Source organism: Flindersiella endophytica (assembly GCF_054779015.1).
Genome location: NZ_BAAGYY010000002.1, coordinates 40,966 through 56,654, shown reverse-complemented (window position 1 = coordinate 56,654; position 15,689 = coordinate 40,966). Strand labels below are relative to the sequence as shown.

The 15,689-nt window shown below is 65.8% G+C and carries 6 protein-coding genes and 2 pseudogenes; 3 read left to right on the top strand and 5 right to left on the bottom strand.

Going from position 1 to position 15,689, the window contains the following annotated elements:
• The first annotated feature begins 747 nt into the window (after window positions 1-747).
• Window positions 748-1,933: pseudogene (locus tag ACYVF6_RS00695) on the top strand (IS3 family transposase).
• 782 nt (window positions 1,934-2,715) lie between these two features.
• Here ACYVF6_RS00695 and ACYVF6_RS00690 read toward each other — a convergent pair.
• Together ACYVF6_RS00690 and ACYVF6_RS00685 are read right to left on the bottom strand one after the other, a co-directional pair.
• A complete protein-coding gene (locus tag ACYVF6_RS00690) occupies window positions 2,716-2,967 on the bottom strand; it encodes a hypothetical protein (protein ID WP_460514578.1) in 252 nt (83 codons plus the stop codon).
• Window positions 2,968-3,302: 335 nt separating this feature from the next.
• Window positions 3,303-6,500 carry an AfsR/SARP family transcriptional regulator gene (locus ACYVF6_RS00685; protein WP_460514576.1) on the bottom strand — a complete coding sequence of 1,066 codons (3,198 nt, stop codon included), beginning with the start codon at window positions 6,498-6,500 and terminating at the stop codon, window positions 3,303-3,305.
• Between ACYVF6_RS00685 and ACYVF6_RS00680 the strand changes: the two genes are divergently transcribed.
• Both ACYVF6_RS00680 and ACYVF6_RS00675 read left to right on the top strand, forming a co-directional pair.
• Window positions 6,462-9,821, top strand: coding sequence for an IPT/TIG domain-containing protein (locus tag ACYVF6_RS00680; protein ID WP_460514574.1), 3,360 nt, complete (start codon window positions 6,462-6,464; stop codon window positions 9,819-9,821). The two genes, ACYVF6_RS00685 and ACYVF6_RS00680, sit on opposite strands and share 39 nt — an antisense overlap.
• Window positions 9,822-10,393: 572 nt before the next feature.
• Window positions 10,394-12,616: a caspase family protein gene (locus tag ACYVF6_RS00675; protein WP_460514572.1), complete on the top strand. Its 2,223-nt coding sequence runs from the start codon at window positions 10,394-10,396 to the stop codon at window positions 12,614-12,616.
• A gap of 773 nt (window positions 12,617-13,389) precedes the next feature.
• Here the strand turns inward: ACYVF6_RS00675 and ACYVF6_RS00670 are convergent.
• From ACYVF6_RS00670 to ACYVF6_RS00660, 3 genes and pseudogenes are all read right to left on the bottom strand, one after another.
• A pseudogene (locus ACYVF6_RS00670) lies at window positions 13,390-13,737 on the bottom strand (transposase); the annotation flags it as partial.
• A gap of 42 nt (window positions 13,738-13,779) precedes the next feature.
• Window positions 13,780-14,628: a hypothetical protein gene (locus tag ACYVF6_RS00665; protein WP_460514569.1), complete on the bottom strand. Its 849-nt coding sequence runs from the start codon at window positions 14,626-14,628 to the stop codon at window positions 13,780-13,782.
• Between the two features lie 110 nt (window positions 14,629-14,738).
• Window positions 14,739-15,656: an IPT/TIG domain-containing protein gene (locus ACYVF6_RS00660; RefSeq protein ID WP_460514567.1), complete on the bottom strand. Its 918-nt coding sequence runs from the start codon at window positions 15,654-15,656 to the stop codon at window positions 14,739-14,741.
• Between the last annotated feature and the right edge of the window lie 33 nt (window positions 15,657-15,689).

Sequence of the window (15,689 nt, the reverse complement as noted above, 5' to 3'; positions counted from 1 at the left end):
GAACCAACTCGTGAGCACACCCCGAAGAACGGCGGCGCCGGGAGTTGGAGCCCGCGATCGTCCGGCTCCGCTACTCCATCGAAATCCCGACAAGACCCGCCCATCCCAGCACGACACGGGCGGCGGCGACCACTGCGGCCGCGTCGTGGTGGGCTGGCGTCAGCACATGTCGGTTCCGGCAGATCAATGAGAGACCGCGCCGCTAGTTACCTCTGGGGTTCTCCACGGTGAACCACCGGACCTCGTTGTTATCTGCGAGCCTGTAATGACCCAGGATGTAACGCCGGGTCAGAGCGTATGGCTCGATCAAGCACCGTCAGGCCGTCCGCTGTACGTCCGGGCTGCCTGCCGCCAATGCCATTCCGATCGGCGTGGTCGAGTACCCGCCCTGGAGGCAACCGCAGTCGTAGGTAGAGCGGCACGTGTTCAGGTGCGGATGATGCGCGTGAGACGGGTGATGAAGAGGCTGCCGAGGAGCCAGCCAACTGCGATGGCGATCACCCTGGCGGCTTCGAGCCAGCCATGGGCCTGCCATCTGTCTGCGACCTTGAAGTCGACGAGGGGCAGGAAGGTGTCGATGGCGTAGGCGACAGCTGTCCAGATGTCGAGGCTTGCCGATGTTCCGGCTGGAATTTGGCGTTGCGCTGTTGGCCTCGCACTGGGAAGCGGGGTGGCTGTGGGTCTGCTGCACGAGTAGGTGACACCTGATCTGTGGTGCCGGAAGGCGCCGCTGAGAGGATGTGCACCGTGCCCAGACCGCATCCCAAGGAGTTCCGTGATGACGTCGTGGCTGTTGCCCGGCGTGGGGAGGCTCCGATCGCGCAGATCGCGAAGGACGTCGGGATCAGCGAGTCCTGTCTGCGTAACTGGTTGCATGCCGCGGATGTGGAGGACGGCCACCGTCCGGGTGTAACCGCGTCGGAGTCGGCTGGGCTGCGCGAGCTCAAGCGCCGCAACCGGCAGCTGGAGCAGGAGAATGAGATCCTGCGGCGCGCGGCGGCGTACTTCGCTCAGGCGCAGCTGCCGGGAAATGATCTACCCGCTGGTCCGTGACCTTGCCTGTCGTAGGCCGCTGACGGGGTGCCCGTCGCGGTGACCTGCCGGGTCCTAAAGCTCGCCCGCCAGCCCTACTACCGGTGGCTCGCGCAGCCGATCACTGCCCACGAGCTCGCGCAGGCGTATCTGGCAAACGCGTTGTTCGACGCCCACCGCGACGACCCGGAGTTCGGTTACCGGTTGTTGGGTGATGAGGCCCGCGACGCGGGTCATGTCGCGTGCGACCGGACGATATGGCGGATCTGCACCGCGAACAGCTGGTGGAGCGTGTTCGGCAAGAAACGCGGCAAGGACGGCAAGCGACCCGGGCCACCGGCTCACGACGATCTCGTGCGTCAGGTCTTCACCGCCTCAGCACCCAACAAGCTGTGGCTGACCGATATCACCGAGCACCCCACCGGCCAGGGCAGGCTCTACCCGTGCCCGATCATGCGCACGGTCAAGGACGTGTACTCCAACGCCGATCCTGGGGTACTCGATCAGCGACCATATGAAGTCTCGCCTCGCGGTCAACGCACTGGCCTCAGCGGTGTCCCGCCGTGGTGGTGACGTCGCCGGCTGCCGGGTGCACTCCGACCGCGGGTCGCAATTCCGGTCCCGGAAATTCCTGCGCGAACTGACCCGCCACGACCTGGTCGGGGCCATGGGGCAAGTCGCTTCCGCCGGCGACAACGCTGCCATGGAGAGTTTCTTCGCCCTGCCGCAAAACAACGTCCTGGACCGCCGCCGCTGGGCCACCCGCCACCAGCTACGCCTAGCGATCATCACCTGGATCGAACGCACCTACCACCGCCGACGCCGCCAGACCCGCCTCGGTCGACTGACCCCCATCGAATACGAGACAATCAACACCACTCAGGTCGCACTCGCCGCCTGAGAACCGCTGTCACCTGTCCGTGCAGCAGACCCGATCGACCTTAGTACGAACACAACCCGCCAGCACACGTTGCCCGGTCAACCACAGCGGGTCAACTGGACGCCGGGCTGCCGCCAGGTTTGGTGCACTCATATTCGGAGGGTTATCCCTACCGCGAAGACAGCATTCTCCTCGACGCCGCGACGGGTTCCTGGCGGCCAGTTCCCTAGAACGCGAGCCGCCCTTCGTACACACCTGATGGCACGGCGGTCGAGGCGTTGCCGTACACGCTGAGTCGCTTCACGCCCAAGGAAAGCAGGGCATCGGCACGCACAGAGGTCAACGTGTTCGGTGACACCGGAAGCCAGCGTCGCCGCCGGCAGCGATACGGTCGCCGTCATGCGTAACGTCATCGTGTCGCATCACCTGAACAAGCGCGGAGATGGCCGGGGCCGACCATTCTTGACATCGACAGCGGCCGAGCGCTGGCCCAGCTGCCGATCGAGAACGACGTCGCGATGCACCAAGCCGCCCCCCTCGGCTGGATCGATGACGACACCGTGCTCCTTCGGCTCGGCGCCTACGTCGTGGCCTGGACTACCGGACCGGTGAACTGCGTCGAGTCATCGAAGTTGTCGCCACCAACGACAGCTTCGCAGCCACCGTCACCGTGCCCGCGAAACCACAGAAGACGGCAACTGAGACCGCAGACTCGCCCTCGAGTGTCCACGCACCGTGGAGCGGAGCCGCCGATGGGGGACCTGGGGCCCCGAGTTCCCAGATCCCCTTCCATGCGTTGCTGCTCAGCCGCCGAGGACGTCGAACAGGTCGGTGTGGTCGTTGGTGCCAAGGATGGATTCGGCTCCTGGCCCGTTGCCCCAGTCGGGGACCACGGCGCCGGTGTGCTGCTGGCTGGGCGGGGTGGCGACCGGCTTGTTGCCTTCGCCGCCGAAGCCGGCGGTGCCGAAGGTCAGGGTGAGGGTCCGGCCGTCCTTGGTGGTCAGGTTGGTGGAGTATCCAGTGGGCAGGCCGCCGCCGGAGGCGTCCTCGGACACGATCTAACCGCCGTCGGGGCAGTGCGCAGCCTTCCTCGATCCGTGCCGCACTGGCCGCCGACAAGGTGCAGGTCCAGGTGGAGCGCCCGCAGCGGAGCGAGGACGAACGACCTTTCCGGGCCCCGCGCGGCGGCCAGACTCGGCAGCGAGGAAGGCCACCGGATGGGGCCAGAACTCGTTCTTACAGCCAGCCGCGATCCCTGAGGGAGAAGCACCCGAGCGTGGTACGCGGCGCCCCCCGGCTTCCACCCAGCCTCGAGGGCGCCGCCCATCACGTAAGACATGACGGTGCAGGTCTCGTCTGTTGATACGCGGGTCTTTGGCCGATGGTCGATCTAGTCGGCGGCGGGTGGGTCGAGGTGACGGAGTTTTGCGCGTACGTCGTCGGCGTCGGGATGGTCGAGTTGTTGGAAGATGTCCAGCGCGTGCTGCCAGGTGGTGCGGTCGGCGCCGTGGTCACCGATGGCGTGTTGGGTGTATCCGAGGTGGGCGAGTATTACTGCCTCCTGGTAACGGTTTCCAGTCCTTTGAAACAACTCAAGGGCGTGTCGGTAGCAGACGATGGCCTCTTGGTAGTGGCCAAGGTGGTGGTGGGCATAGCCGAGGCCGTCCCAGGTGGCCGCCTCTGTGGTGGGATCGTCGAGCGGCTCCAGAAGTCCGAGGGCCTGCTGGCAGTAGGTGAGTGCCCGCTGGTGGTGCCCGAGCAGCGCGTAGTACCAGCCGACGGTGTTGAGCGCATATGCCTGTCCCATCCGGTGGCCGGCGGCTCGGAACAGGCATAACGCCTGCTCGGAGTGGTGGAGCCCTTCAGCGTTGCGGCCTTGCGCCTCAAGCATCCGCGCGAAGATGAGATGGGAATGGGCTTGGCCACTGTGGTCGCCAAGCTCGCCGTACAGGTCTAGGGCCCGCCGTATGTGAGTGTGGGTGTCGCCGAAGCGTGCGAGCTGGTGGTAGGCGACGGCGAGGCTGTGATGGGTGCGGGCTTGTGCGTCCCGGTCACCCAGCCGCCCCGCTGCGCGCAAGGCGACCTCCGCGATGGCGGCAAACTCACGCCAGTGCCCCCGGCGATTGCAGTAGTCAGACAGGGTCCAGGCCAGTTGCCAGGTGTGGGTGTCGAACCCTTCCCTGGCAGCCTGGTCGAAGACGGTCAGCAGGATGGCGTGTTCGGTGCTGAACCAGGCCATGGCCTGCCCGTAGTCGGCGAGGTATTCGGGTGTCACGCCGGATCGGGGCGGAGAAATGATGATCGGATCTCGGTGCGGGCGGAGGAGCAGCGCTGCTCGGCGGCCGGTGTGCAGGTAGTGGTCGAGGATCCGATGCACTGCGGCGGCGCGTTCGATCTGGGTGTCGCGGGTGTGGGCGAGTTCGGCTGCGTAGGCGCGTAGCAGGTCGTGGAAGGTGTACCGGCCGGGCATGTGCTCGCTGATCAGGTGCGTCTGAGTCAGCTCGGCCAGAACGGGGCGCACCTGTTTCGGCGGGACGCCGGCCAGGCTCGCGGCTGCCGGTGCGGAGATGTCCGGGCCGGCGTGCAGGCCGAGGAACCGGAACAGCCGGGCTGCCGCCGGGTTGAGTTGCCGGTAGGACCAGGAGAACACGGCCCGTACGTCAGTCCCGGCGTCTGTGGCGGTGAAGGCGTCCAATCCGGCTTGGGTGTCGCGAAGGCCAGCGGCGAGCGCGGCCAGCGGGAATGCCGGGTAGGTGGCGGCGCGGGCGGCCACGATCGCCAACGCGAGTGGCAACCGGGCACAGGAGTCGATGATGTCGTCCACCGCCTTGGGCTCGGCCGCGGTACGTGCCGGGCCGAGGCGGCCGGCCATCAGCTGCCCGGCCTCGGTGGGAGTGAACAGATCCAGGGTCAGCGGCTGGGCGCTCTCGGCCACGATGAGGCCGGTGAGCTGATTGCGGCTGGTCAACACCACCAGACAACCCGCGCCACCGGGCAGCAGCGGGCGGATCTGGTCGGTGTCACGGGCATTGTCCAACACCAACAGAACCCGTTGCCCATCCAACAGACTCCGATACAGCGCAGCCTGAGCGGAGGGATCGGCCGGGATCCGTTCCGGCGGTATTCCGAAGGCGTCGAGGAATCGGCGGATTGCGTCGGCGGGATCCATCACCTGATCATCCGGGTCGAAGCCGCGCAGGTTGACATAGAGTTGGCCGTCGGGAAACCGGTCGCGTACGCGATGCGCCCAGTGCACCGCGAGTGTGGTTTTGCCCACCCCTGCTGTTCCCGAGACTGTCGAGATGGTGACGGCGGTCGAGTGCTTCTGGCCGGCGATGAGGATCTCGTCGAGTGTGCGCACCTGCGGCTCGCGGCCGGTGAAGGCGTAGGCGTCGGGGGGCAGTTGCGCGGGCACAGCCAGGTGGCTGGTTGTGGCTGCGAGCTGGTCGGGCAGCAACGGCGGGAGCTCGCCACGCAGGATCGACTGGTGCAGCGTGGCCAGCTCGGCGCCGGGGTCGGTGCCGAGTTGTTCGGCGAGCCGCGACCGTACGGCGGTGTATCGATCGATCGCTTCGGCGTCGCGGTCCTCGGCGTGTAGGGCGCGCATGAGCAAGCCCTCGAGCGGTTCCACGTAGGGGTACTCCGCGATGACTTCTGGGAGAGCGGCGATCACTGTGGCGGTGCGGCCGAGGCGGAGCTGGGCTTGGGCCCACTGCAGTGTCGTGTCCAGGCGCATGCGGCGCCAGTTCTCGCGCACCTGCGTCACCCATTCACCCTGCACGCCGGCCAGCGGAGTGCCGCGCCACAGCCGCAGCGCCTCGGTCAGCGCGTCCGCCCGCTCGGCGTCGGAACGCCGCGGATCGCGACAGGTCTCGACCAGAGACCGGAACTGATGCAGGTCGACGGCAGCGGGATCGACGTTGAGAACGTAACCGGCATACCGGCGTTCCAGGAGTACCGGCGGCTCGCCGGTGAGCTTGGCCGCCTGCTTCAGCACCCGGCGAATCCGGCTCAGGTATGAATAGAGGACATTGCGGGCCTCGGCGGGCGGATCGTCGTCCCAGATGCGGTCGATCAGCGTCTCGGTCGTGACGGGACGGCCGGCGTCGACGATCAGCGCGGCCAGCACCGCCTGCTGCCGCGGCGTCCCGAGGTCCAGTCGCCGCCCGGCAACAGTGAACTCCATTTCGCCGAAAAGCCGGATCCGCATATCCCCCCACTCCTGAACTGACTGAGTGGCTGATTGACCTGCTTGGCCTGATTGTGGGCGGCTGTCACCGGTTCTGCAAGGTCCGTGCAAGGTGTGGGACCAGGGTGCGGGCGGAACCTGTTCTGGCCGGGCCGACCGGTCCGGCGACAACAGATGAACCAACTCTCGGAGAGACATGCGCGTTATCGCGTAGGCAACTCTGCTCCTCGCCGCTCTCGGCGCTGGCACGGTCACTGCGCCGGCACATGCAGCCGACAAGCCGCAGCACTGCGTGGTGGACATGTCAGCCGCCAGTTCGCAGATGTGCGAGCGTAATACGCCGACCTGAAAGGATCGAGCATGACTGTTTCGAGCACGGCGACCGTCGCGGCAATGCAAGCCATTCCGGTGCAACCCGTGCCTCCGGCTCCCGCGCCTCCTGACCCGCAGACCGATGACGTTGTTGAGGTCGCGGGTTACGGCTCGCGCTATGACGGCGGGGGCGGGGCCTTCTTCTTCGAGACCACCCACATCACCGGCGCGACAGTCCGCTCGGTCAATATCACGGGCGCCACCACCTTTAATCCCGATCCCGGCGTCCCCTCGCCGATCGTGCTCACCGCAGCAGCGCACGACTTCGTGAACGGCCAGGCAGTCCTCGTGGAAGGAAACCCTCATGCCAACGGTGCTTGGTGGGTCGAGCGCCTCGATAGGGACCGGTTCGCGTTGCTGGGGTCGCAGGGCAACCCCGCACTCACCTCGGCAGGCACAGCCAAGAGCCTAACCGTGACGACCTCGGGTCCGCACGGGCTGGCTCTGGGCGGCCGCGCGGTCATCGACCGGGTCGCCTGGGACGGCGAGTTCTCGCTCAACGGTACCTGGATGAACATCGGAATGGGCAAGACATCGGAGTCGTTCACCCTCGCCCAGGCCCCGACGGGCTCCTACCAGTCCGGTGGGGTGGTCGGCGACGGCGGACTGACATTCCACTCCACGAAGATCGCCGGCCGGTGGGTGCGACGTCGCGACGACACCGAACTCAACGTCAAGTGGTTCGGCGCCGTCGGAGATGGCCAGACCGACGACACCGAGGCCATCCTCGCCACGATCCGCGCCGCGAGGACGACCCGAACGGGGGTCTATCTTCCCCGTGGGGACTTCAAGGTAACCGCGGAGATCAAGCTTCAGACCCATGGTGCCCTCCCCGCAGGTGTGTTCACCGATCTCGGGCTGTCGATCCGCGGTGAAGGGTCCGAGCAGAATGTGCACAACGGCACCATGCTCAGGGCTGGTCGGGCCGGAATGCGGTCGATCCTTTCGATCGACGCCCACCAGGTGACCGTCAACGGTATCCGCTTCAACTGCGCCGGCAACGCCGACCATGGGCTCTACCTCCAAGGTGCCTCGGGCCTGCACCTCGACGACGTGCACGTCACGTTTGCGGTCAAGGACGCCTACCGCGCCGTCAGAACCAAGGACTCCAAAGACGTCATCGCGGGAGACGCGAACAACGACAATGTGTACGCACGCGGGATTTACGCCGAGAGGTGCGGGACGATGTACTGCTCCCCCTCGGTGGCCTCCCGATACGGCAGTAAGCTGCCGGACGGCAGTATTCGGCCTAATCTGCGGGCGATCGTGCCAGCCGAGGGCACGGTGTCCTGCACGAAGGGCGACACGACGATCACCGGATCGGGGACCGACTTCACGTCGATTCCCGCCCGAGACGGGGATTTCATCCTCATCGGCGCCAACGATGACTCGACACTCCAGCGCCTGGAGATCGCCGAGATCGTTGGTCCGGGGGAACTCCGAGTCCACAGATTCGGCAAGCCATCGCTGAGCCTTAGCGGTCAGCCGTTCGCCATCGGGGTCGGTGATGGCTGGAGCGAAGAGACTCACCACGACAACAACCGGACCCGCATGGACGTCGGGCGAATCACCTACTGCGCGGGAAGCGGAGTCGTGTGCCGCGGTTCGTACGGCCCGATCATCGAAAACATGGATTTCCACGGAGGCGGATTTGCCGGCATCGTGATCGGAACCCTCGACAGCGGGCGCACCGTCTTTTTCAACACGCGGATCTCGAGCCCCTACTTCGAAGAAACGAAGTTCTTCGGGGGGTGCATCTTCCTTGCGCAGGCACGGGGAATCACCATCGATCAGCCAATGTGGCTCCGTCAGCCCGACCATCGCCGGCTGGTTATCAGCGACCAGGCCAGCGCCCTTTCCGGCATTATTGGCTTCCTGGCCGAGTACCCTCCCCTCGTGAGCTCCTCCGCACCCGGGGGTGGGGCCGGACTCCATCCCATCGGATCGACCACGAGCATCGACGTACCCGCCACGCAAGGCATAAACTTCACCAACGCCAAGACGTTCAGGCTGCCGAGTTCCGGGGCGCTCGACATCAATTCGACCCCGTGGACCGAGACGATCAAGATCCCGGACAGAACCAACAACGTCGCGGTGAATCGTGGGAGCCCCGCCGCGCCCGCGGACATCAGGGCAACCCCGACGTTCCCCGCAGGAGCCGACGGACAAGAACTCGCCATCTGCAACACCGGCATCCACCCGGTGACCTTCCACGACGGCCGAAAGCCCGCACTGCCAACCGGGCTCGTCCTGGACTGCGAACCTGGCGGGTCCGTGTCCCTCGCCAAAGGTCAGATCCTGGTGCTCTACTACTCGATCCACGGCTCCATGAACGGGATGTGGACCCAGCAAGGCGCGATCGGTATCTCGGTGCCGATCCTGTCCTCGCTCGATTGCAACGTGGCAGACCCAGCGGGCGGCGACTTGATCACCATTACGGGTGCCAACCTTGCCGACGCGACGAGCGTCCACGTCGGTGCCGTGCCGGTGCCGGCGTCGTTCTTCACGGCCAACACAGCAACGTCGCTCACGTTCCCGATGCCGGTGACGAGCGTCGGCACCCACAATGTGCTGGTAACGACCGGCCGGGGAGTGAGCAACATCCTGCCGATCGAGGCGTGGAGCCCCAGCCAAATTAACGGCATCGACGGCTACTTCGACTCGCGCAAGGGTGTCACAGTCACTGGCTCGGACGTCATCACCTGGACCGAACAATCGCGCGGCGCGGGCCACATGAGCTTCGAAGACCGCCGTCCCACCAGGGTCAACCGTGTCTTCGGCTCGCAGCCAGCGATCCGGTTTGCCAAGCCGGGGACGCCCCACAACGCTCAGTGCGTCAAGGCGCCCGCCGTCCGGGCACTGGACAGTGGGAGCAGCGTCTTCTGGGTCGGCAAGTGGACCAGCACCGACACAACCGCGACGCAGACCCCGAATGCGCCGCTCACCGTCGTTGGTGACCTGTCGGCAGTGGGGTACACGATGGCGGGCGCTAAGGGCGGGGAGTTGCGGCACTCGCAGTACACGGGTGCTGCCTACACCTTTACCGACCGCGGCAGCGGCCTGAACGACGGCACGACCCGGCTTGTCGGATGGACGCATGCAACCAGCGGCGATCTGAAGGCCTACGTCGGAACGACGCAGCGGGGCGCGACTGCCACCGGCATCTCCTACTTTACGCAGTTCAATGGTTGGAATGCGGTCGGCGGTGGCCACGGCGGCGACAACACCCGCGCAGATGATGGTTTTGAGGGGGATCTTGGTGCGGTGGTCATCGTCAACGGCGTGATCACTGGCACGGACATGACGAAGTTGCATACCTGGTCGCGAGCCGGCTTCCGAGCGGCTTAGCCTTGGCCCTTCGAATAGCGGCGGCCCGCGCTGCCGGGTCGTGAACGTGAAAGGGCCTTCTGATCTGGGAAGATCCGACTTGTCTCGGGGCAGATCGCCCTTCACGGAAGGCTGTGCGCTTCACTCCGTAGCCCAACACCTTGGTCACATCGTCAACGGTAGACGAGATCGGCTGGCTGGTCGGTCAGCTGATCAGCCGTGGTGGGTGGTGCTGGCCGGCTCGGTAGTCGTGCCAGTTGCGAGATAGTCAGTCCAACTGGCTGAGCGAAGTTTGCCCACACATAAGCCGTTCAGGGAGGGATGCCGAATAGGTCGGCGACCACGATCGGCGGCAGCCCGCTGACAGCCTCAATCATCGCCGTGTTGCGGCGGCGAGCGGCCTGCGTGCTGATCACGCCGGGTCGGGCGTCGCAGTTGAAGGTAGGGAATAGCGCTGCCCGGATTGCCTTCTCTGGACAACCCCCTCCCCTGCAGTGATGGCAGGCCTAGGCTTGAAGCCTTGGATCTGACCGGATGTTTCTGGGAGCTTCGATGGCTGACTCGTGGTTGGTATGTGATTCACACCGGCGAGAGTGAAGAGGTATGTCGCGATGGCCCGGTTGGCGTTGTTCGTGTCCTCGTCCAGTTATGCTGACGGCGGTCTGGCTGCGTTGCCGTCGGCGGCGCGTGATGCGGTCGAGCTTGGGGAATTGTTCGCCGATCCGCAGGTAGGGCCGTTTGTGGTGTCGACGCTGGAAAGCCCTAGTGCCCAGGAGATGCGGCTGGCGTTGGAGGATTTGTTTGTCGACGCTGCACGCGAGGACGTGGTGGTGTTGTACCTGTCGGGGCACGGTTTGAAGGACGTACAGGGCAACCTGTACTTCGCTGCGCACGACACGCGGGCAGACCGGCTGCGGTCGACCGCTGTATCGGCGGATCTGCTGTGTTCGTTGCTGAATTCCAGTCGGGCCGCAGGCGCAGTTGTGTTCCTCGACTGCTGTTATGGTGGCGCGTTCGCGCGCGGGATGGTGGCGCGGGCAGCTGGAGACCCCGATGTTGGTGAGGCGTTCGCCGCGTTGGGCGGCGGCGCCCGGGCGCGGGCGGTGATCACGGCCTCGAGTGCGATCGAGTACGCCTTTGAAGGCGAACGACTGGCCGACTCCCATGTCGAGCCATCGGTGTTCGCCTCGGCGATGCGCGACGGGATCGTCGGCGGCGACGCCGATCAAGATGGCGACGGCTGGGTCGGTCTGAACGAGTTGTTCGACTACATCGGTCAGCGGATCCGCCGGCTTGGTAAGCCGCAGACGCCGCATCTGTGGACGTTCGGCGCCAGCGGCGATCTGCGGCTGGCCCGCAGTCCACGCGGTCCACGCGCGTCGGTTGCCGCGCTGCCGGCCGAGATCCGAGACCTGCTGACCAGCCCAATCTCGGCGGCAAGGCTGGGCGCGGTGTCCGACTTGCAGCAGCGCGCCGAGGGCGAAGACCTGAGCATGGCCAGAGCCGCCATCTCGGCCCTCAATCAACTCGCCGACGACGACAGCCTGCGGGTACGGGCTGCAGCCTCCGCCGCGCTGGACGCGTGCACCCCGCGCGTCGACCCGCCCAGGCCGAGCGTCACCGTGGGAGGGACCCAGACCGTACGCGTCACCATGACCGGTCCACCTGTCGCGCTGGACGCCTTCATCGAGTCGCCGCCCGAAGGCGTGACGATTTCCACCGTTGGCAACGAGCTTGTCTTCCAAGCAAGCCCCGACGCGACGCCCGGCCAGGTCCAGCTCCAGCTGCGTTGGGCTGGCGGCACGGTACCTGTACAGCTGGAAGTCCAGCCACCACACGGATCGCCCGCTCCAGCAGGCAAACCCGCCCGAGCGAAGAATAGGGTCCCCGCCAAGGCCTCTCGCGCCACTGCACCGCACGAACCCAATCAGCCGACTGGCAAGTCTCCGGCGGTCAAACCCGTACCGGACGCGCCAACACTCGAGTCAGAGTTGCCGTCCACGCACTCCCAGAGCGACCTTCCTGCATTGCTGATCGCAGCCGGTGCGGTGTGGCTGATGGGCCTGTTCCTACCGATCACCAACGGCGGGTTCGACGGCTCACTCACCATGACAGGCTGGCCGGCCTGGCTGGTCGCCCTCTTCATCGGCATCGGAGTCGCTGCGATCGGGGCAGGCCTGGTTCGCACACTGCGCGCGGCGCTGCCGGTCTTCGTTGCCGCGGCCAAGGTAATCGCCGTCATCATGCTCGCGCTGTCGCTCTTCATACTCATCAAACTCGCCTACTACACCGAGTTCCCAGCAATGGGTTTCGCCGCCGTGCTGAACGCCGGGAGCACGCTGGTATACCTGCTGAACCTGGCCTGGCGCGCAAACCACCTGCATCCGGCCTCACGCCACGGCGACAGCCCCGACTGGCTGATCGCTTCCGGCGGACTGTGGATCCTGACCCTCCTCCTGCCCACTAACGACTACTACGGCAGCCCAACGCCACTGACCCACCTGCCAGGCGGATACCAGGCAGCGGTCCTGGCCGCCGGATTCGCAGCCGCAGGCATCGGCATCTACCGGCGCCGCCGGACCACCGGCCAGCTCAGCCTCGCCCTAGCCGCATCGCTCAGCCTGCCCCTCATAGCACTGCCATTCGTCGTACCCCGCGCACTCATCCCCGAAGACGTGGGCTTTTGGCTCGCAGCCATCGCCGCAACGCTGAGCCTCACCTGCGCACTGCTCTACCTGACCGACAGCGCACTCCAAATGCTCCACCGACACCAACACCCAACCCGGCCGGCGCCGTCAGGCGGAGAGAGCAAGTAACCGAACGGCGCGCCGGTCGTCGATCCGGGCCGACCTGTGATGCGAGCATGCCTGGCCTGTGCTCACCGCCCGACCACCACTGGAAGCCGCCCGTAACCCTGAGCCGTCTGCAGGCAAGAGCACATGACCTCTCGCCTCACCGGCGAGGCGGCACTTCGAATGTCCGACATTGCAGGTCAGGCCTCGGGAATGCGTCACGAAGCAGGGTGAACGAGTGAATGCTGTGGCGGCCAAGCTTGACGCGAGGTCGTCCTGTCGGCTCGGCCCCGGGACATCACCGGCGCAGGTGAGGATGCTCCGATGTCACTCGCTTGCGTGTCGTCGACCCTGGCCGCCTTGCCCCAGTGGTGCATGGAGCATCTGGGCAGCCCGCCAGCGGAGGAGATATTCAGATCCGGAACCTGTCTGCCGTCATCGGGCTTCGGCTGGCTGACGGCCGCGAGGTCGTGGTCAAGGTGCGTCCAGACTCGCCGCGAATAGCGGCCCGCGTCGAGGTCCAGCGCCGCATGTTCGTGGCAGGTTACCCGGGCCCCCAGCCGCTCACCGGCACCACCGCTTTCGGTGCCGACGCCGCGGCCGCGGATGCCTATGTCCCTGGCGGTGCGATGCTCCCGAGCGCCGCCTACGCCGACCGACATGCCGACAACGGCGGCGCGGTGGGTGTCAAACCGACCGGCGAGGACGCTCTCCACCTTCGCCGCGGCCGAGGTAGGTGAGGGCCGAGCTGAGATCGCGGGCCTTCACCGCCGCCAGATGTTCGCCCAGCCGATAGCCGTGTACTGCCGTTGTATCCCCGCCGACCGCCTGCCCTTCTTCAGGAACCCGGTGTCGTCGACGATCAGCACAGCATCCGGCTGTCCCAGATGCTCGACCACGTAGTCCCGCAGATCATCACGCACACCATCGACATCCCAGTCCGCACGCCGCAGCAACCGCTGCATCCCATCCGGACCGACTTCACCAGCCTGCACAGCAAGCGTCCAGCCGTTCCTCCGCTCCATACCCGCGACCAGCCCAGCCACATACTCCCGCGCCCTCATCCGAGGCTCAGCCCGCCCAAACCGAGCCGAGATCCGTGCATGCGCCTGGTCCAACTCCGCCATCACAAGATTAGTCACCACACGCAGAATCATCCACCACAGCACACAAGTGCCGTTGCAGTACTAGGTCGTGAATTCCAGGCGTATCGCATCGTTGTCTGTGAGCACGATTGTCTTGCCCTCCTCGAAGTTCCATTCCGCGGGGAGCAGGAAGTACTTGTCTCCTGACTTCTGGAGGAGCCGGAGCCCTTCGTATCGGTAGCCGTACGTCGATGCCTTTTCGGTGAACCGGGTTTCGTGGATTCCGGCCGCGTCGAGCTGCAGGTCTTTGACGGCGTAGACGATGACGCCCGTACGGTCAGGGAGCCCGGCCACGACCTGTTGCGCATAACCGCGCCCCACCACGCCGGCGTAGTTCGTCAGTTCCCAGAACAGCGTGAGCGTGATGAGAAGACCAATGAGCACTCTCGCCAAAGGTCGGTGCCAGCTCGCCAACGTCGCGGTCTCGTTGTGGGTTCCAAGGGCGGCGGAGATACGCCGGCGCATGGTGATGCCGTAGGTCGTGGCGAGGATGCCGACGGTGATGCTGAGCGGAAGAACCAGCTCTCCCCAAGCCGGCCAGATCCGGCTTGCCGCGACTCCGAGCAGAGGGAACGCGACCAAGCCGTAGGTCAGACCGCGAACGAGCAACCGCAGTCCAGTAAGGTGTTTCGCCTGGATGGCGGCGACAGCGCGCTCGTGCAGGAGCAGCCAGCCAACACCGATGGCAGCCACGATCAGTAGTGGCAACCACAACGTACTGACGCTGCCGAGCACATAGTCCTGCGTGGTCAAGTCGAAGACGGTCGCGTCCAGACCTAGAATCCGTGTCCCCACATAGACTCGTGCCCAGCCGAAGTACACCAGCGCCGCCGTGGCGATGGTCAGAGGCGGGCCGAACGCCGCTACCAGGCTGAGCGCCGAGCCCAGCACGCTACTGGCAGCCGGCACGTCCGGGACCGACGGCGACCTCGCCCTGGGCGAGTTCTGCCGTGACACCCCGATCGGTGTCCTGGCAGAACGTGTCCGCGGGTTTTGCGTACTCATCCCGTTTCTCCGGTCGTGTCAGAGGACGTAGGGGTCGGGTCCGCTTCGGACGGCGGCGGCTCCTCAGAGTCGCTGTCATCGGTCTTGCCGTCAGGTGCTTCGCTGCCGTCGAGGTATTCGAAAAGTACATCGCTGCTGCGGCTTCCCGCAGGGCCGCGGACGGTGATCTGCACTTCTCCCGGACTGGTCATCGGCGGTGAGACGACCAGAATGGAGTCATCTCGCGTGTCGCGCTCGAGGATCTTCGCGCTTACCCCACGGAAAAGGACTTCGGTCGCGGTGTAAAGGCCATTGCCGTAGCCATAGATCTTGAGCTCCGTGCCACCTTCAAGCGGGCCCTCGGTCGGCCCGATGTCCTCGATTCCCCACTCGCACACCGTTCCCGGTGTGGACGTGACCCGCACCCTGGGCAGACGATCGGGGAACTCGAGGAGCCGCCTCGCCAGTGCGACAGCGGCGAGATTGTGACACTCGAGGTCGTTGCCGGCGAGCTGGTCGAGTGCGCGGGTCAGCTCTTGCTGAGCGTTGTCCCAACGTTGCGTCTGGTTCTGGAACAGTGCCGCGCAGGCATTTCCCAGTCCTCGATAGAGCAACTCCTTGTCCTTGGCGGTTCCGGTCGAGTCCCGGCCCACTTGGTCACATCGATGATCGACCAGCGCCACGTACCACTTCTGGTCGTCGGGGATGTCCGGCGAGGCGGGTCCGATCGGCACCCAGGCCAGTTCTGCACCGCCTTTGCCGTTTCCTCGGGAGTCGTTACTGCCGGAGTTGTCGTCGCCGTCAGATTCGTTGCCGTTGGCGTCATCGTCCCTGGGCGGGTCGGGCCCGGCTGTCGCGGATGTGGTTTGCGCGTCGGTATCGGTCGCGTTGTCGGGATCGTCTTGTCCGCAGTTGACGAGCGTGACCGCCACCACAGCGGCGACGAGCAGGGTCCGCCAGGTAGATAT

Coding starts and splice junctions, on each gene's coding strand:
- ACYVF6_RS00680 (WP_460514574.1), top strand. CDS start 6,462: ATGACTGTTTCGAGCACGGCGACCGTCGCGGCAATGCAAGCCATTCCG.